The sequence below is a fragment of the Chelatococcus sp. GCM10030263 genome (genome assembly GCF_042666455.1).
In the GTDB taxonomy this organism is placed as follows: Bacteria; Pseudomonadota; Alphaproteobacteria; order Rhizobiales; family Beijerinckiaceae; genus Chelatococcus.
The window spans coordinates 569,977-586,767 of record NZ_JBHTDB010000002.1; the positions used below are offsets into that span (position 1 = coordinate 569,977).

A 16,791-nucleotide genomic window follows, 5' to 3' on the forward strand; every position below is an offset into this window, starting at 1 on the left:
GGCCGAATATAGAGTTGATGGGGGGAGGCTGCTATGCCGAGCGTCTGGCTTTGGCTGCCCATGGCAAAGTGGGTCATTAGTGCATGTCTGCTGGTATGGTTCTTCGTTCAGCTCTTCCGAGGTCGCCTGGGGCTCCGCGACATCCGTAAAAAACGATGGCCGTGGTGGATTTGAGCCGGCTTTCATGTGCATCAGTTTCCCACCCGGAGCAGACACACTCTGCGCCCGCATCATCATTTGCCCCTTGGCGCTGCCCGCCTGACACCGCCGCCCGGCGCGCGGCCCCGGTGGCGCCGATCATAGCGCCGCTGCACGTCCCGCTTGACGATACATATCTCGCTGGTTATTGGTTTGATCAATAACCAGCGAGTTATTGGTTGCCATGACACAGCCCCACGATCTTCTGTTCAGAACCCTCGCCGACCCAACCCGGCGGGCCATTTTCGAGCGGCTGTGTCGCGATGGAGACCAGACGGTGGGGGCCCTGACGGCGCGGGCGGGGGTCTCGCAACCGGCCGTCTCAAAGCATCTCAAGGTTTTGAAACAGGCCGGGTTGGTGCGCGACCGCCATGAGGGTCGCCAGACGCATTATTGCGCGCAGCTCGACGCGCTGGCCCCGCTGATCGACTGGACGAGCCAAATGGCCGGGTTCTGGCAGGGCCGGTTCGACGCCCTCGAAGACCTGCTGAAAAGGATGGACCAATGAACGACACATCGACTGAAACGCTCTCCGTCGTCGTTGAACGTGAGATCGCTTGTCCGCCGGAAAAGCTCTGGCGCGCGCTCACGCAGCCGCAGTTGATCGAGGAGTGGCTCATGAAGAACGATTTCGAGCCTGCCGTGGGGCACCGCTTCAATCTTCGCGGAGATTGGGGTGGCGTGCTGGACTGCGAGGTACTTGCCGTAGAGCCGAATACCAAGCTGTCTTATACTTGGAATTTTGCGCATGATGATGCGGCCTATGCTTTGAAGAGCGTGGTGACCTTCACATTGACGCCGACGAGCGCGGGAACCCTCCTGCGCATGGAGCAGTCGGGCTTCCGGCCGGATCAGAAGCAGGCCTACGGCGGCGCCAAGGCCGGGTGGCAGGGGTTCTTTGCCAAGCTGGAGCAGGTCTTGGCGCGGATAGATTGAAGGCGGCCGCCGAGCGGGTCGCCGATCCGCTCGGCTCGTCCTCCGAGGAGGTCACAATGAACTGGAACAAGCGGGTCCGGCAGATCCATCGCTGGCTATCGATCGCCTTCACGGTGACCGTCGTCGCCAACTTTGTCGCCCAAGCGCTGGGGGAACCTCCCGCCTTGGTGGTCTATTCGCCACTGCCCCCGCTCTTCCTGCTCCTCTTCACCGGGCTCTACATGTTCGTGCTGCCCTATACCGCCAAGGAGCGCAGCGGGCGACATCCTGTCGGACAGGAGTGACGGAATGGCCGACAAGAGATCCGACGCCCCGGCTCCGAACACCCCGGCTCCGAACACCTCGGCGAAGGCCGCAAGAAAGGCTTCCAAGCCGGCCGGCTCGAAGGCTGCCGGGCCCCGCCGGACGGCACCGGCGTCGCAGGCCGGCGAGGTCGTCCTCCTCTCGGGCGGCAATCCTCAGATCGCCAAGGGCTATGGCGACGCCCCCGTGCAGGCTTACATCGCGGCCATGCCTGGCTGGAAGAGCGACCTCGGCCGCCGCCTCGACGCGATCATCATGGGCACCGTCCCGAATGTGCGGAAGGCGGTCAAATGGAACTCGCCGTTCTATGGCGCCGGCGATGAAGACCCCAAGACGGGAGGCTGGTTCCTCAGCTTCCATTGCTTCACGAAATACGTGAAAGTGACTTTCTTTCGCGGCGACTTGCTCAATCCGCTCCCGCCCGGCCAATCCAAATACAGCCAAGTCCGCTATCACGACATCCGCGAAGATGACGCGTTCGATGAAGCGCAATTCGCCGATTGGGTGAAGCAAGCCAGCCGACTGCCCGGCGAGCGACTGCAAGCGGCCGGCGTGAGGTGTTGCGCGGCGCGAGCGGAGGCCAATGTGAATATCCGCATCGGGGAAATCGGGAGCGCCGCAAATACCTCCAACAACGATCTTAAGCGCGGATCTGCAGATCGCGATGCGGCGTAGCCCTGAGAGCCTGAATTCATCAGGTGCGAAGGAGCTAACGACCTTGCGGCCACCCGGCCTGCTCGGCAGGGCTAGATGACACATTGCGGTCCAGACTCGCCGTTGCTTTGGCGCAAGTCGACCTGAAGTAGACTCCAAAGGCAGCCGTAGTCGACCGCTTTGCGCCCCAATTCCGGTCATTCGGGCTCGACCAGACTTACCCCGAAAGCCGCCGTTCATTCAGCGATAGCGTAGCGGCTGCCACTGGAGACTTTCGTCTGATCGCTTTGCACCGAGCCGCGGTCGGAAGCGGAGAATCATTGCGAGTCTGCGCTGCGTCTCAAGATACGGACACGCCCGCGAGAAGGGCAAGGTAATCAGCCAGCCTGCGGGACATGAATTCCGTGAATAGCCGCACGCGCTTCGTCTTGCGCGTCTCTCCCTGCGTGAGAAGCCAGATGGTTCCGTATTGATGCAACGCCGTGCCAGGCACTCTCACAAGTTGCGGATCGGCATCCCCGATGAAACACGGCAGGGTCGTGACCCCCAGCCCCTGCCGCACTGCGGCAAGCTGGCCCTCGCCATCGGTGACCCTAAACAAAACCTCGGCAGTACGAATGTCACCTGCGCTGGCCCAGTTCGGGATGCCGTGCATGCTGATCACGATCCACCGAAGGGGATCAGGTGCGCCTTCACGCCATGCGGCTAGACGATCGCGGGAGATGTAGACGCCGCCGAAAATGTCCGGTCCCTTTAAGCCGTGGAGATTGGGCGGAAGCGTCTGGCGATCATAGACGACGCGAATCGCGACATCGGCCTCCCGGTTGGTGAGGTTGGCCAGTTCGCCGGTCGACAGGATCTCCATCTCGATGTCCGGATGCCGACGCGCGAATGCGGCGAAGTCGGGCATGAGCAAGTGTGCGGCGAGGTTTGGAGCCAGAGTGACCCGCAGGCGCCCGCGCACCGTTTGGTCACGCCCGAACACCCGCGTCTCCAACAGATGGGATGATGCTTCCATCTGATTGGCCAGTTCGAGGACTTCTTCGCCAGCAGCCGTGAGCCGGTATCCCGAAGGCAGCTTTTCGAACATCCGCGCGTCAAGCTGCCCCTCGAGCTGGGCAACGCGTCGCAACACGGTCGAATGATTCACGCCAAGCCGTGCCGCGGCGGCGCGCACCGAGCCGCCGCGCGCGACAGCAAGAAAGTAACGGACGTCGTCCCAATCGATCATGGTGCATTCTTGCGCCAAGCACGGCGCCTTTCCAACGCTGATGTTAATGTCCCGCGTTACTCACTGGATCAATTTCGCACCACCGGTGTGCGGGTTTTCACACTCAACGACCGGCGCTTGCGGACCCATCTCCGGGTCCTCGGGGCCTGCCCCACACGATCGAACATCGGATTTGAGGAACAGTCATGGGAAAGCTCGACGGCAAGGTTGCAGTCATCACGGGCGGTGCGACCGGCATCGGCTTTGCCGCGGCGAAGCGGTTCGTCGCGGAAGGGGCCTTCGTCTTCATCTTTGGACGACGGCAGGACGCGCTTGACACCGCCCTTGCCAGCCTCGGCTCCAACGCTCGAGCAGTGAAGGGTTCGGTCTCCGACGAGGCCGATCTCGACCGGCTCTACGTCGCGGTGAAGGCCGAGCGCGGAACCCTCGACATCGTCTTCGCCAATGCTGGGGCAGGAAGTCCGCTTCGGCTCGGCGCGATCACCGCCGAGCATATCGACGAAACCTTCGACACCAATGTGAAGGGCACGATCTTCACGGTACAGAAGGCGCTGCCGCTAATGGGTTCGGGCGGCTCGATCATCCTCACTGGTTCGAGCGCCGGCACCACCGGGGCGCCTGGTTTCACCGCCTACAGCGCGAGCAAGGCGGCGGTACGCAATCTCGCCCGGACCTGGGCCGAGGACCTGAAGGGTACCGGCATCCGGGTGAACGTGCTCTCGCCCGGGGCGACGGCGACCGAGCTCGCGAAGGAAGCACTGGGAGAGGAAGGTCAGGCGGCTTTTGCTTCGATGACCCCGCTCCAGCGTATGGCCGATCCCGCCGAGATCGGTGCCGTGGCCGCCTTTCTCGCGTCCTCGGACAGCAGCTTCATGACGGCGAGCGAAGTCGCGGTCGACGGCGGTCTGGCGCAACTCTGACATCAATCGAAGGAGAACATACATGACCTATGCGATCATCGGTTTTGGCGAAGTCGGCCACGCGTTGGCCAAGGCGTTCGCCCGGAAGGGCATCGAAGTATCCGTCGCCACCACGCGCGATCCGGAAAGCTTCGCGGCCGATGCGGCGGCGATCGGCACCGGGGTGATTCCCGCGACGCTCACCGAGGCAGTTAAGGCGGACGTCATCTTCCTGGCGGTGCGCTTCCGGTCGCACCCGGATGTCGCGAAGGCGCTGCCCAGCTGGGAGGGCAAGATCATCGTCGACGTGACCAACGCCTATGGCGTGCCTGACGAGGAGCTGGGCGGACAGCCTTCCGCCAAGGTCGTCGCCGACGCCTTAGCAGGCGCGAAGCTGGTCAAGGGCTTCAATCATCTGGTCGCCCCTATCCTGGCGCAGGACCCGGCCCTGCATGGTGGCCGGCGAGTCGTATTCCTGGCGAGCGACGATGACGGCGCGGCTGCCGAGATCGGCGAGCTGGCGGGCAAGCTCGGCTTCGCCCCCATCAAACTCGGCGGGCTTTCCGAAGGCGGACTGCTTGTGCAGGGCCATGGGAATGTTTGGGGTCAGCTTATCTTCAAGGACCTGGTCAAGTTCGACAGCTTATTTTGAATGGACGGCGGATGGAGCGCGAGCGCCATTCGCCTAAATGTCAGGAGTTGGGTTGGAAGCGGGCAAGCAACTACGCGCCCCATTTCAGTCGGCGGGAGGGCTCGTGCCCAGCACAAAAAGCCGCCGGTCCGTTTAGAGGACGGGAATGGCAACAAGAGGGTGGTTTCCTGCCCGACCGCTTCCGGGTACCAAAATTGAAAAAGCGGTCATTCAGGAGACCGCAGCACATCGACTGCAATGCGCCCCACCGTCGCCGTTCGAGGCAGTTTCAAGGTCTTCTGAAAGCAGACGTTCCTGACAGTCCTGCTGGAGGACCTGATTGCTGCCAGGAGCAGTCATTGGTGCGTCGCCGAGAACTAGACATTAGCTTGAGCCTTTTGAGAAGAGATGCCAAGCAACGGACGCGCCGGTACTTGGTATCCTCATGTCTCAGGGAGGGATAAACCCAACGCGGTCATCTGGCCCGGCCTCCTGCCCCGCGAACCACTCGTATTTCAATCCGGATGCGACCTCCGGCGGCGGCTCCTTGTTGTGAAGGACTACAACCTGAAGATCGGCGGGAAGCGAGGCAAGGCTAGCCCAGAATGCCGTTTCGATGCCGGGATCGATACCGGGCTCCTTGGGCTGGCCCTTCTTGTAAGTGGTCAGGGGAGAGTCGAGGACGACAAAGCCGGGATGAGGTTTGTCGTTCTTGCGGCAATAGCGCAGCAGTCCGATGACGAAGGCGGCATAGAGGATCGCCCGGACGCCCTTGCCATGGGATTGGCGGGGCTGGCCGTCGACCTCGATGTCATAGGCCTTCTCATCGAAGACAACCCTGCCTTTGTCTTTCCACGACCATTCTTTCAGGACGGCCTCGATCTCATCGCACAAGGCTCTGAGCGGGGCCGCGCCCAGCGCGGCCCACTTCTTCGAAGAGGAGCCCGCAGAAGCAGCTGAATTCTCCAGCTCCAGGCGCAGGGCGCGCAATTCGTTCGCTTTCTCGCGGTCGAGCTTAACGCGCTCCAGCTCGAGGCGACGCTGGATCATGGTGTCCAGTCGCGCCTTGCTTTCCCTCAACGCCGGCAGCAGATGCTCCGTGAGCCGCGTTTCAATCTCTTCAAGGCGAGTTTGCGCCTTCTGCCTGTCATCGTCGCGATCAGAGCGCCGCTGCTGAAGATCCTTGATTGCCTCTCCCAGATCGGCGCGATGGCCAATGATCTTGGCCGCTTCCACCCGTGCGGAACTGTAGACAGGCTGCGCCGCCTCACTGTCGCTCCGCCAATGCTGGTGCCGCCCGTCCATAGGCTGATCGCACAGCGGGCAGCGCACTTCCTGAAGGCTGCCGAAATAATGGGCCCCTTCGGAAATGAAATCGAGCCTGTCGAGGTCCGATCCGTAGCGGTCATCAAGGAGTTGATACCGAACCGACAGCTCGTTGATGGCGACAAGCTGGCTCTCGGCGCGATGCAGATTACCAACAACATCCCGCCGCTCATTCAGGAGCTGGGCGCGCTCTGCGCTGTTTTCATCGATCAGCGCTGAGACCTGCTCTATGGCAGCGTCCACGCGTTCTATCGATCCCTGTTCGTCCTGACCGTCCGGAAACCGGCCGAGCCGCGCATCGACCGGCGCAAGAAGATCATCGATCAGGGAAATCTTGGCAGCGGACTTGGCGGATGCAATTTCCTTTTTCTCATCGGCGATGACAGCTTCATCGTCTTGCCCGGTGAGAAGGTAGGACAGCATCCTCTTTCGTGCCGTCGTGTCGAAACCCACGGTGCCGATAACCGGCGACCGCTCGGCGATGATCGATATCTCGTCGACAAGGAATACCGGGATCAGCGTCCGGATCGTGAGCCGCTGCTTCTTGCCCTGCTTGTTCTTCCGGAGCTGGGCTTCTCCGATCCCGGCGAAAGGCAGTAGCACGGAGGTGACGTCCGGAAGCTTGCTCGTGCCTTTCCGCATCCATTTGATGACCGTCCCCTCGCCGGCGATCTTGTCGATCGGGGCATGATGCACCGCTACATCCCCGCCGGCGAGCGCGCGAACGAGCGTCAGAAACTCCCCCTTGTTATTTTCCAGTTCGACAAGAACACGCTCGTAGGGACCGGCTTCCTTGATGACTTTGGTCATCGCCTCGGCGCCGAAGACGTAGTCGATGCAGCGAAGCATGTAGCTCTTGCCGGTGTCGGAATCTCCAGCGACCGCGTTGCCAGCCGCGGCGAAAGTCATGATCGCGTCAGCCGCACAATGCCGGACGGGCTGTGGCGCTTGTCTAGAAGCTCCCGCGAGAACATGAAGTCGAGCCCGGCACGTACGAGATCGCGCTTGACGAGGAACTCCGCTCCGCGGAATGGCCCCGCGGGGTGCAGGCTCGGAGGCCCGCCATCCACATCTCCGGAGTGAACGAGCAGGTAGTCAAAGCTGATCAGACGCTGGAGGTCCGACTCGATCTTTCCCGCGTCGAGAACGAACAGCAACCTGAATCCGCACTCCAGCGGGGTATTGAACAGACGCGCAGGACTCGTGGCTTCGCCTGAACTCATGTTTCGCACCATTTCACGCGCTGGTCGTTCGCAAGCTGGTGGCAGATGCCTTCGCGGTCATTGGTCGTGGCATGGTCACCGAGGATATGCCCCCCAGCTGGAGCGACTGCGCCGCCTTCACGGTTTCCTGGAGTCGCTTGAGGCCCGCGAGCCCTTCGGAGGAATAGGCGTGATAGAGCCCGTTGCAGAATTCGTCCAACAGCGTTTCGAAGAAGGTTTGATCGGCCATCTGGTCGCGCGCCAGCTCCTTCAGGCCTTCAGCGCTGTAGAAGGTGAGCCGTGACCGCTCGAAAAGAGCGCGCATCTTCGGCTGTTCAGCGAAGTCAGTTACGGCCGCGACCGGAATCTTCAGATGTTCCGCGATCACGGCGAACAGCTGCTCGATGTATCCGCTTTCCTGCCCATGCATCTCCGAGGGCGGCTTGGGTGGCGGTGGGCGATCGATCAACGGCGCGCCGAACACCACCAAATGAAACGGCGTCTGCTTGTGCTCCGCGATAAGCTCCAGCGGCTGCTTGGCCTGAAATACGGAGAAATCAAAGGCGTCGATATGCGCTTTTAGTTCGGGAGAGAGGCCAATGACGCTCTTCGCCGTGATCTTCTTTGCACAGTACTTGTCCCAGACGGCGACAACCTCAGCCTTTAGCTTGGCGGGATCATCAAGCAAATCCTGCAAGGCCCTGGTGGGTGACGAAGGTCGCCCCATTACTCACCACCTATGGCTGTGGTGCTTGCGCGACCCTATCATGCCGCCCGGTACGCTTCCAGCGGAATGCGGCGCCATAACCAGCCGCAGAAGCTCGGATACCCCCTAGGACGCAGTTCTCAGCAAAGGACGCAGCAACGATCCACGATGCAGCTTGCAAGCGGACGCTCCACGGGTCTGCTCAGGGTCAAAGCCCGGCGTCACTCGGAACCGGACCTTCCCAAGGTCGCCTAAGGGTCAGCGGCACCGGCAGTCCCTAGAATTGCCAGTGCCAAACCTCAGATCTCGGTTTGCTCCGATATGCTCAAGGCGTCGTCCACTTCGATCCCGAGATAGCGCACGGTGCTTTCGAGCTTGGTGTGACCGAGCAGGAGCTGGCAGGCACGCAGATTTCCGGTCCGCTTGTAGAGGATGGAGACCTTTGTTCGCCGCAGGCTGTGCGTCCCGTAATCCGCCGGGTTGAGGCCGATCAGGCTGCCCCATTGATCGACGAGACGTCCGTACTGCCTAGTCGTGACATGTCCTCCACTATGGCTGCGGCTCGGCCAAAGCCAATCGCTTCCCTTTGCACGCCGGATTGCGAGCCACGTAGCCAGTGCGTCCTTCGTCGGTTCGGTGATCTCGAAGGGAACCGGCTGGGCGGTCTTGTGCTGGACGACCACCGATCTCGTGCGAATGCCGCTGCCGGAGAATACGCCGCCGACCCTCAGTGTGACCAGATCGCAGCCACGCAGCTTGCTGTCGATGGCAAGGTTGAACATGGCGAGATCGCGCATCCGATTGGCAATCTGCAGCCGCGTGCGCAGCGCCCAGATATGCTTGGGCTTCAGGGGAGGTTTGGCACCGACGATCCGGCCGGCGTTCCAAGGCTCGTGCTGTGGGTGGGTCTGTTGATTGACGTGCATGGCATCCTCCTTCCGAGGAGCAGCCCCGATTAGGCTAATGCCATAAGAGCCGGTCGCGAAGAGGTCGGCGTTGGCATGCCGGCGCCAGAAGCCGACTTTGGCTCTCGGCCCGAAAGCAGACGTTGGCGTGCCGCCCTTGGCCGGTTAACCGGTCTCCATCGGGACGGTCAAATAACTTCTATTTGCAACTGCACGAAGCCTTGCGGATGGCCATCCGCCTCGGCGGCAGCGTCCTTGCCGTGGCAGCCCAAACAATTTCAGCGTGCTGAACCAGTCTGAGGACCCACCGACGATCACATATTGAAGCGGCGGGACGATGCCCCGCATACGAGATAAAGCGCCTCAATCCCAATAGGCGGTCGCGCCCATGCACAAGGGGCCGCCGTTCTTGGCAGTCCACAGCCGCAAGGAGCCTTCCGCCTCGGTCGCGTGCAGGGAGAATGCATCGATGTCGAACAGGGGGGAGAAGCCGCGGAACTCGAAACGGGTCGGCGGTTTTCCGCGTAGCTCGCCAGCGAAATCGCAGAGGAGAGCGGCCTGCAACGGTCCGTGCACGATAAGGCCAGGATAGCCTTCGACCTCGGTGGAGTATCTGCGGTCGTAGTGTATCCGGTGGCCGTTAAACGTCAGGGCGGAATACCGGAACAGCAACGGTGCCTCCGCCCGCATTGGCCTAGTCACTTCGCCGATCTCGGATTGCGGGGGCGCCGCCGGGGTATCGCCCGGCGCTTCGACATCCCGATAGACGATGTCCTGGCGCTCCTCCACGACCGCCGCCCCATCGGCCTCGATGACGTGCTTCACCGTGACGAAGCAGAGCCGACCGGTCCTACCTTCCTTGAGCACGACGTTCTCGATGGTCGAGGTTCTCTTGACTGCCTGACCGACCTTGAGGTCGTCGTGGAAGACGAACGACCCACCGGCCCACATCCGGCGTGGCAGCGGCACTGGTGGCAGGAATCCGCCACGCCGCGGGTGGCCGTCGGGGCCGAGCAAATGGGCGGCCGCCGCAGGCTGGGCGAGGCAGAGATGGATCAGACGGGGAACCGCTTGCCCAGGCAACGGGGCCTCGCCGCCATAGTCCATCGTCGCGTGATATTTCCGCGCGAGATCCTCGGTAACGAAGTCGTGGACGATTTCCTGCCGACCGATCCATGTCCGCAATAGCACGAGATCGATTTCTGGTAGCGGGTTCATGACGATGTCCTCGAGGAGCGCCAACGCCCGTTCGGGTGCACGGCGACGTTGCCTGATCGGGAATGTTGGCACGGGCCATGCGCGCCTCAGCGCGCGGCGTGGCGCCGCATGAGTCGCCAAGCGATTGTTATTTTTGGATGCCGGCGAATTTCTCGGTTCCGACCAGGAGATCGATCGCGAGTAGCAGGACGATCGCTGCGTAGATCGTCGACGCCGAGACCGCGGCAATGGTCGGATCGATCGAGTACTGGACGTAGTTGAAGATCTTCAACGGCGTCAGGGAGAAGTCCGGGGCAGCATTGAAGATGCTGAGCTCGACATTGGTCCAGGAAACCACGAAGGAGAAGATCGCGGCGGCGAACACGTTCGAGCTCACGATCGGCAGCGTCACGAGGCGAAAGGTCTGGAACTCGTTGGCGCCGAGATCGAGGCTGGCATCGCGCAGCCGGGGATCCATCCCGACGAAGGCCCCGAGCATCATCCGCACCACGTAGGGCAGAACCAGAATGACGTGGCCCATCACCAGGATCGGCGTCGAACGAGCCCACCCGAGACTGGACGCGACCTGAAGCAGCGCGACGCCGAAGACGACATGCGGCACGATGAGCGGCAGCACGAAGTAGGACGACAGAAGGGCGGCGCCGGGTAGGCGGCCGAGGGCGATCGCGGCGGCGGCCGGAATGCCCAGGAGCAGCGCGATGAGCGTCGCCGCCACAGCCACCTTGGTGCTGTTGATGATCGAGCTGATGTAGTCCGGATCCTGGAGGAACGTCGTATACCAGCGCAGGGACAGGCCCGACGGCGGGAATCTGAGCAGGCTGGTATCGCTGAATGAGACCGCGATGGTCACAATCAGCGGAAACAGGATGTAGCCGAACAGCAGCAGGGCGATGAGCCGGACCAGGAGCCCGGAGGCGCGGCTGCCCAAGCGGTGCATCGCGAAGGTCATTGCCTGCTCCACGCCATCGTGCGGTTGGTCAACCAGGCCTGAAGGATGATCAGCGCGAGGGCGGTGATCGTCAGGCAGATGGCCAGCGCGGCCCCGAGCGGGAAGTTCAAGGCGCTCATGTACTGCTCGTAGATTTCAATGGACATGACCGAGCCGCGACCGCCGAACATGATGCTCGGGGTGACGTAGGCGCTGACGCACAGCGTGAAGGTGAGCACGCCTCCGCTGACGACGCCCGGAAGGCTCAGCGGGAAGACGATCTTGGCGAAGGTCGATGCCGGTCCGGCCCCCAGGTCGTTGGCGGCGTTGAGAAGCTCCGGCCGGATCGAATGCAGTGCGGCGACGATGGCCAAAACCGCGAACGGCAGGGATATGTAGGTCAGGCCGATAATGACGCTGAGCTCGTTGTAGAGGAGCCGGAGCGGCCTATCGGCCATGCCGGACACGAGCAGCGTCTGGTTGATGGGCCCGTTCCGGCTCAGGATGATCATGAAGCCAAAGGAGCGGACGACGTTGCTGGTGAAGAGCGGCAGGACGACGACGATGTAGCAGAAGCGCTTGAGAAGCCGCGACTTCAGCTGGAAAACCATGAAATAGGCAATGAAATAGCCCGCCACGGCGCAGACCAGCGTGACGATGGCGGAGACCCGAATGGTCGCGGCCAGTGCCGACAGATAGCGCGGGTTGGTGACCGTCTCGACGTAGTTCGCGATCGTGGGTCCGCCTGCCTCACCGCCGAGACTGGACAGGAAGATGGCGGCGAGCGGAATCACGAAGATGGCAAGGACGAAGCAGCCCGGGATGAGGACCAACGCCCAGATGGCGAGCCCGCGCTTATTCATGGTCGCCCCGATCGGGATAGAGGATCGGGTTGTCGTCGAGCAGCTCGAGCGTCAGCGACTGGCCGATGGCGATCTCCGGGACGCCGGGATCGCCGCTCGGCAGCTTGATCGAGATCTCGCTCGCGTCGGCGAGTTCGAGGAAGATGCGGACCGCATCGCCCATGTAGACGGTGCGCTTCACCACCGCTGGGAAGGCGATCGCGTTGGCGGACGCCGATATCACGGGCCGCAGTCGCTCCGGCCGGGCCAGCAGGCGATAGTCGCTGTCCTCGCGGGCGACGCTCGGCCCGCCCAAGGGCTGCCCCCGGAGCGTCAGCTTGCCCGCCTTGACTGTGCAGGCGATCAGATTGGCCTCGCCGATGAAATCCGCGACGAAGCGGCTGGCGGGCCGGTCGTAGATTTCCTTGCCGCTCCCCATCTGCTCGACCCTGCCGCGGTTCATCACCGCGATGCGGTCGGCCATGACGAGGGCCTCCTCCTGATCATGGGTGACGAAGATGAAGGTCGTGCCGAGCTGCTCCTGCAACTTCTTCAGCTCGATCTGCATCTGCCGCCGCAGCTTCAGGTCGAGCGCCCCCAGCGGCTCGTCGAGGAGCAGCAGCCGCGGCCGATTGATGATCGCCCGCGCCAGGGCGATGCGCTGCTGTTGCCCGCCCGACAGCTGGGAAGGATAGCGGTCGCCGACATGGCCGAGACCGACCATCTCGAGCGCCTCCGCGACGCGGGCGGCTATCTCGGTCGACGCGACGCCGGAGCGCCGCGGCCCGAAGGCAACGTTCTCGGCGAGCGTCATGTGCGGAAAGAGGGCGTAGCTCTGGAACACGGTGTTCACCGGCCGACGGTAGGCCGGGGCGTCGATGACCGACTTGCCCTCGATCAGGATGTCGCCGCTCGATGCATCGGCGAAGCCGCCGATGCATCGCAACAGGGTGGTCTTGCCGCAACCACTGGGGCCCAGGAGCGCGATGAATTCCCCGGCGGCGACGTCGATCGAGACGTCGTCCAGGGCCCGCAGGTCGTTGTAGGCCTTGGTGAGCCCGCGGACCGAAAGGATGTGATCGATCATCCTACTTCCGTGCCACCTGGGCCTCGAAGAGGGCCGTCATCTCGCTGCGTCGGGCGTTGATCTCGTTCCAGTCGGGCATGACGAGATCGGCCACCGAACCATCCTTGCCCCAGGGCATGAGCCGGGCGATCTCGGGCTTCAGGACGACATCCTTGATCGACGGCCCACCGTTGAACTTCTCGGCGAGGCAGGCGGACGCCTCCTTGGTCAAGCTCATGTCGATGAGCTGTTCGGCTTCGTTGCGATGCGGCCCATTCTTGACGAGGTGAACCCGGGAATCGTTCGCGATCGGCTTGTCGGTAGGCGCGACGAACTCGAGCGGCGCGCCCGCCTTGATCAGCTCGAGGGCGCTGGTCGAGAAGTGTGGAGCCACCGCGACCTCCTCGGCCTGGAACATGCTTGAGATGTTCCCGGCGCTGGCGAAGAACGCCACCGCATCGACCTTCCGGAGATTTTCCAGCGCAGGCTTGAGGTCGGTCATCGAGCCGCCGCTGATCGTCGCCATATGAGCGAGGAAGGGCAGGCCCATCGAGATCTGCATCGAGGGCAGAGCGACCTGGCCTTTGTACTTGCCGCTCCAGAGATCGGCCCAGGCCTTGGGCGGCTCCTTGACGGTGTCCTTGTTGTAGAGAAGACCGAAAGAATAGAACAACACGCCCGCAGCGTAGGTCCGGTCGCCCTGCGCGTGGATTGCCTGCGGGACGACGTTCGCGAGATTGGGAATGCGCTGCGCGTCCAGCGCCTCGAGCACGCCTGCGGCGGCGGCCTGTTCCGAAGGTCCTCCATCCATGAAGGCGACGTCCATGGCGGGCGCCGACTTCTGGGCGACGAGCTTGTTCAGCGTCACGGCCGAGGCGCCGATATCGAGGACGACCTTCGTGCCGGTCTTCGCCGTGAATGGCCTGAACACGCACTCAGTGAAGGCCGTTTGCGCCTGACCGCCGAAGACGCCGACGGTGACGCTCTGCGCCTGCGCCGCGGACAGTCCGGCGCCGAGGATGGTGGCCGTCGCGATCGTAAGTAGCTTCATCTCACTTCCCCATTCTTGCGATTTTTCGACCATTCCGCCGCAGCCGTTCGGCCGCGCGCGAATTCAGTTCCTCAGTGCCTCCGCCGGCTTGAAACGGACGGCCGGATCGTCCTCGACCAGTCGCCTCCAGAGCGCCTCCGCGGCATTGGCCGACAGCGCTACGGTGGCGCAGGCCATAAATTTCTCGCGGATTTCAGCGGCCCCTACGGGATTGTCAGGGTGCCCCTTCTGGAGTGCTTCGCCTTCCTTGAAGACGCTGCCGTCGCGCTGCTCGACCTCGAGCCAGCTCTTCGCCTCGCCCTTGAGATAGGCGGCCTCGAACCGTTCCTTGTCGGACTGCTCGGGCGGTATCACGAGCTTGATCCTGGTCATCATCTCGCGAACCGCAGGATCGTGGATCACCGCCTCGTCGAAGTACTTGTTCGCCACGGTGCCGTGACACAGGGCGACCGCCACGCAGTACTCGATGCTGAAACGGCATTCGGTCGGATTGCGCGGTTGCGGGTAGTTCATGATCGACGCCGCGTGGTAGCTGACGCTGCACGTGACGTTCTCGATCTGACCCGCCTGGATCCGCTGCGAGGCCAGCCCGTCGATCGCAAGATCGAGGAGCTGGTGCACCATCGAGCAGGTTGGGTAGATCTTCGGGAAGGACTGGAGGATCTCGAACCCGGACAGGGCGCCTTCCAGCAGCTTCTGATCCTTCGGCGGAATTCCCGCATACAAGGACAGGAAGCCTTGATCGCCTTCCACGGCCAGGGGATTGGCCGCCATGCCCGCGGCGGCGAGATCGGCCGCCAAGAGACCGTTCCGCGCGGCCATACCCGCATGGAGAGGCTTGGTCGTGGTGCCGAAATTGTGCTTCAGACCGCTGGCGAACGAGGCCGTGATCGCCAGGGCATCGGCGGTCGGTCCGGCGGCCAGGGCCTTCAGGCGAGCGCAGGCCGCCGCCGCGCCGAAGCTTCCGAGCGTCGAGGTCGTATGCCAGCCGCGGGCGTTATGCTCGAGGGTCGCGATACGGCCCAGGACGCTCTCGACCTGCACGCCCGCCACATAGGCGACGATGATGTCGAGCAGCGAGACATCCGCCGTATCCGCCAGCGCCAGAAGCGCCGGAACGACCGGTGCCGAGGAATGGCCGATCATCGACATGTTGTTGTCGTCGTAGTCTAGCGCATGCGCGAGGGCGCCGTTGATCTGCGCCGCGGCGCTCGGGCTGGCGGTGTCCCGCGTCCCCCAGACCGCGCAAGGGCCGGTTTCGCGGCCGAGCGCCTTCATCACGATCCGAGCGGAGTTCTCCCCGGTGCCCGCCAGGGCTACGCCGATCGTATCGGCGAGCATGAGGCGGGCATGCGCGATGACCGGGGCCGGGATGTCGTCGGCGGTCAGCCCGGCGACATAGGATGACAGTCTGGAAGTCAGGTCGGCGGACACCATGATCGTTGCGAACTCCCCTCGTGTTCTTGGCTTTTGCTAGCGCTCTTTCGCGGAGGAACTGCGCTGTCGGTCATCCCACGCGCAGTTCCTCCAGGACCATTTCCGTGTGTTCGCCAAGCGCCGGAACCGGTCCCATGACCGGCTCGAAGGCGCTCGAGTTTCCGGGCGGCAGCAGGGCCGGGATCCGTCCGACCTCGCTGGAAATCTCGCGCCAGCGGCCGCGCGCCTGCAATTGCGGGTGGCTCCAGACCCCGGCCATCTCGTTGACGTTGCCGTTGGCGATTCCGGCCTGATCGAGCAGCGACGTCGCCTCGTTGCGCGCAAGCGTGCCGAGCCGGTCGCCGATGATGCGTTCGAGCTCGACACGGTTGGCCGCGCGGGCGCCGTTCGACGCGAACCGCGGATCGTCGACCAATTCGGGCCGGTCCAGCACGGTCCGACAGAAGGCGGACCACTCGCGCTCGTTCTGGAGACCGAACAGGACCTGACCGTCTCGGGTCTCGAACAGGCCGTAAGGGTAGATCGTCGCGTGCGCGGCGCCGGTCCGCGCGGGTGGTTCAGCGCCCTCATAAGTGTAGTAGAGGGGATAGCCCATCCACTCGCCCAGCGCTTCGAGCATCGATATCTCGACATGCGAGCCGCGCCCGGTCTTCTCGCGGAGGTGGAGCGCCGCCAGGATGGCGCTGTAGGCATACATCCCGGTCGCGATGTCTGCGATCGAGATGCCGACCTTCGACGGTTCCGTCGCCGTCCCGGTAACGGAGAGGAGGCCGGCTTCCGCCTGTATCAACAGGTCGTAGGCCTTGCGCCCTTCATAGGGACCACCGGCGCCGAAGCCTGACACGTCGCATACGATCAGACGGGGGTGGTCCGGCAGCAACCTGTCGGCGGACAGGCCGAGCCTTTCCGTTGCTCCCGGCGCGAGGTTCTGGATGAAGACGTCGGCGCGACGGATTAGATCGCGCAGCGCCGCCTCGCCCTCCTTGGACTTGATATCAAGCGCGACGCTCTGCTTGGAGCGATTGCACCACGCGAAATGCGAGGCGAGCCCGCCCTTGACCCGATTGTCGTAGCCGCGGGCGAAGTCGCCGCCCTCGGGACGTTCGACCTTGATCACGCGCGCTCCTAGGTCGGCGAGTTGTCGCGTCGCGAACGGTGCGGCGATCGCGTGCTCCAGGGTGACGACGGTCACTCCGTCCAAGGGTCGCATATTCAGGGTGGGCATCTCGAAATCCTGGTGAGATTCCATCTATTACCT

16 protein-coding genes and 2 pseudogenes are annotated in these 16,791 nt (G+C 63.2%); 6 read left to right on the forward strand and 12 right to left on the reverse strand.

Annotated elements, in window-relative coordinates; translation table 11 throughout:
- The first annotated feature begins 382 nt into the window (after positions 1–382).
- The 4 genes and pseudogenes from ACFQU1_RS02565 to ACFQU1_RS02580 all read left to right on the forward strand — a co-directional run.
- Positions 383–706, forward strand: a complete 324-nt coding sequence (locus tag ACFQU1_RS02565; protein ID WP_378128908.1) for an ArsR/SmtB family transcription factor — start codon at positions 383–385, stop codon at positions 704–706.
- On the forward strand, positions 703–1,134 hold the full coding sequence (locus ACFQU1_RS02570; RefSeq protein WP_378128910.1) for an SRPBCC domain-containing protein: 432 nt from the start codon (positions 703–705) through the stop codon (positions 1,132–1,134). The genes ACFQU1_RS02565 and ACFQU1_RS02570 overlap by 4 nt, the downstream gene beginning before the upstream one ends.
- Before the next feature lie 56 nt (positions 1,135–1,190).
- Positions 1,191–1,418, forward strand: coding sequence for a hypothetical protein (locus ACFQU1_RS02575; protein ID WP_378129741.1), 228 nt, complete (start codon positions 1,191–1,193; stop codon positions 1,416–1,418).
- Between the two features lie 4 nt (positions 1,419–1,422).
- Positions 1,423–1,977, forward strand: a pseudogene (locus ACFQU1_RS02580) (DUF1801 domain-containing protein); the annotation flags it as partial.
- A 454-nt stretch (positions 1,978–2,431) separates the two neighbouring features.
- Here ACFQU1_RS02580 and ACFQU1_RS02585 read toward each other — a convergent pair.
- A complete protein-coding gene (locus tag ACFQU1_RS02585) occupies positions 2,432–3,322 on the reverse strand; it encodes a LysR family transcriptional regulator (protein ID WP_378128912.1) in 891 nt (296 codons plus the stop codon).
- A gap of 185 nt (positions 3,323–3,507) precedes the next feature.
- On the opposite strand from ACFQU1_RS02585, the gene ACFQU1_RS02590 reads away from it, so the two are divergent.
- Both ACFQU1_RS02590 and ACFQU1_RS02595 read left to right on the forward strand, forming a co-directional pair.
- Entirely contained in the window at positions 3,508–4,242 is a 735-nt protein-coding gene (locus ACFQU1_RS02590; protein WP_378128915.1) for an SDR family NAD(P)-dependent oxidoreductase, read from the forward strand.
- A gap of 22 nt (positions 4,243–4,264) precedes the next feature.
- Complete coding sequence (locus tag ACFQU1_RS02595; RefSeq protein WP_378128917.1) at positions 4,265–4,873, forward strand: NADPH-dependent F420 reductase; 609 nt, start codon at positions 4,265–4,267, stop codon at positions 4,871–4,873.
- Positions 4,874–5,302: 429 nt separating this feature from the next.
- Here ACFQU1_RS02595 and ACFQU1_RS02600 read toward each other — a convergent pair whose 3' ends face one another.
- From ACFQU1_RS02600 to ACFQU1_RS02650, 11 genes and pseudogenes are all read right to left on the reverse strand, one after another.
- Positions 5,303–7,087 (reverse strand): hypothetical protein, encoded by a 1,785-nt coding sequence (locus ACFQU1_RS02600; RefSeq protein WP_378128919.1) that lies wholly within the window; start codon positions 7,085–7,087, stop codon positions 5,303–5,305.
- Positions 7,084–7,401: an ABC-three component system middle component 2 gene (locus ACFQU1_RS02605; protein ID WP_378128922.1), complete on the reverse strand. Its 318-nt coding sequence runs from the start codon at positions 7,399–7,401 to the stop codon at positions 7,084–7,086. The genes ACFQU1_RS02600 and ACFQU1_RS02605 overlap by 4 nt, the downstream gene beginning before the upstream one ends.
- A pseudogene (locus tag ACFQU1_RS02610) lies at positions 7,398–8,107 on the reverse strand (ABC-three component system protein). The gene ACFQU1_RS02605 and the pseudogene ACFQU1_RS02610 overlap by 4 nt, the downstream one beginning before the upstream one ends.
- A gap of 278 nt (positions 8,108–8,385) precedes the next feature.
- On the reverse strand, positions 8,386–9,012 hold the full coding sequence (locus ACFQU1_RS02615) for a tyrosine-type recombinase/integrase (RefSeq protein WP_378128924.1): 627 nt from the start codon (positions 9,010–9,012) through the stop codon (positions 8,386–8,388).
- Positions 9,013–9,354: 342 nt separating this feature from the next.
- Positions 9,355–10,209 carry a MaoC family dehydratase N-terminal domain-containing protein gene (locus ACFQU1_RS02620; protein ID WP_378128926.1) on the reverse strand — a complete coding sequence of 285 codons (855 nt, stop codon included), beginning with the start codon at positions 10,207–10,209 and terminating at the stop codon, positions 9,355–9,357.
- Between the two features lie 127 nt (positions 10,210–10,336).
- Positions 10,337–11,158, reverse strand: a complete 822-nt coding sequence (locus ACFQU1_RS02625; RefSeq protein WP_378128928.1) for an ABC transporter permease — start codon at positions 11,156–11,158, stop codon at positions 10,337–10,339.
- On the reverse strand, positions 11,155–12,000 hold the full coding sequence (locus ACFQU1_RS02630) for an ABC transporter permease (protein WP_378128930.1): 846 nt from the start codon (positions 11,998–12,000) through the stop codon (positions 11,155–11,157). Before ACFQU1_RS02630 ends, ACFQU1_RS02625 begins: the two co-directional genes overlap by 4 nt.
- Entirely contained in the window at positions 11,993–13,066 is a 1,074-nt protein-coding gene (locus tag ACFQU1_RS02635) for an ABC transporter ATP-binding protein (RefSeq protein WP_378128932.1), read from the reverse strand. The genes ACFQU1_RS02630 and ACFQU1_RS02635 overlap by 8 nt, the downstream gene beginning before the upstream one ends.
- Position 13,067: 1 nt before the next feature.
- Positions 13,068–14,096 carry an ABC transporter substrate-binding protein gene (locus tag ACFQU1_RS02640; protein WP_378128934.1) on the reverse strand — a complete coding sequence of 343 codons (1,029 nt, stop codon included), beginning with the start codon at positions 14,094–14,096 and terminating at the stop codon, positions 13,068–13,070.
- Positions 14,097–14,159: 63 nt separating this feature from the next.
- On the reverse strand, positions 14,160–15,533 hold the full coding sequence (locus ACFQU1_RS02645; RefSeq protein ID WP_378128936.1) for an MmgE/PrpD family protein: 1,374 nt from the start codon (positions 15,531–15,533) through the stop codon (positions 14,160–14,162).
- A 70-nt stretch (positions 15,534–15,603) separates the two neighbouring features.
- A complete protein-coding gene (locus ACFQU1_RS02650) occupies positions 15,604–16,758 on the reverse strand; it encodes a CaiB/BaiF CoA transferase family protein (RefSeq protein WP_378128938.1) in 1,155 nt (384 codons plus the stop codon).
- Positions 16,759–16,791 lie beyond the last annotated feature (33 nt).

Coding starts and splice junctions, on each gene's coding strand:
- ACFQU1_RS02645 (WP_378128936.1), bottom strand. CDS start 15,533: ATGGTGTCCGCCGACCTGACTTCCAGACTGTCATCCTATGTCGCCGGG.
- ACFQU1_RS02605 (WP_378128922.1), bottom strand. CDS start 7,401: ATGAGTTCAGGCGAAGCCACGAGTCCTGCGCGTCTGTTCAATACCCCG.
- ACFQU1_RS02615 (WP_378128924.1), bottom strand. CDS start 9,012: ATGCACGTCAATCAACAGACCCACCCACAGCACGAGCCTTGGAACGCC.
- ACFQU1_RS02575 (WP_378129741.1), top strand. CDS start 1,191: ATGAACTGGAACAAGCGGGTCCGGCAGATCCATCGCTGGCTATCGATC.
- ACFQU1_RS02585 (WP_378128912.1), bottom strand. CDS start 3,322: ATGATCGATTGGGACGACGTCCGTTACTTTCTTGCTGTCGCGCGCGGC.
- ACFQU1_RS02630 (WP_378128930.1), bottom strand. CDS start 12,000: ATGAATAAGCGCGGGCTCGCCATCTGGGCGTTGGTCCTCATCCCGGGC.
- ACFQU1_RS02595 (WP_378128917.1), top strand. CDS start 4,265: ATGACCTATGCGATCATCGGTTTTGGCGAAGTCGGCCACGCGTTGGCC.
- ACFQU1_RS02640 (WP_378128934.1), bottom strand. CDS start 14,096: ATGAAGCTACTTACGATCGCGACGGCCACCATCCTCGGCGCCGGACTG.
- ACFQU1_RS02600 (WP_378128919.1), bottom strand. CDS start 7,087: ATGACTTTCGCCGCGGCTGGCAACGCGGTCGCTGGAGATTCCGACACC.
- ACFQU1_RS02635 (WP_378128932.1), bottom strand. CDS start 13,066: ATGATCGATCACATCCTTTCGGTCCGCGGGCTCACCAAGGCCTACAAC.
- ACFQU1_RS02620 (WP_378128926.1), bottom strand. CDS start 10,209: ATGAACCCGCTACCAGAAATCGATCTCGTGCTATTGCGGACATGGATC.
- ACFQU1_RS02565 (WP_378128908.1), top strand. CDS start 383: ATGACACAGCCCCACGATCTTCTGTTCAGAACCCTCGCCGACCCAACC.
- ACFQU1_RS02625 (WP_378128928.1), bottom strand. CDS start 11,158: ATGACCTTCGCGATGCACCGCTTGGGCAGCCGCGCCTCCGGGCTCCTG.
- ACFQU1_RS02590 (WP_378128915.1), top strand. CDS start 3,508: ATGGGAAAGCTCGACGGCAAGGTTGCAGTCATCACGGGCGGTGCGACC.
- ACFQU1_RS02570 (WP_378128910.1), top strand. CDS start 703: ATGAACGACACATCGACTGAAACGCTCTCCGTCGTCGTTGAACGTGAG.
- ACFQU1_RS02650 (WP_378128938.1), bottom strand. CDS start 16,758: ATGCCCACCCTGAATATGCGACCCTTGGACGGAGTGACCGTCGTCACC.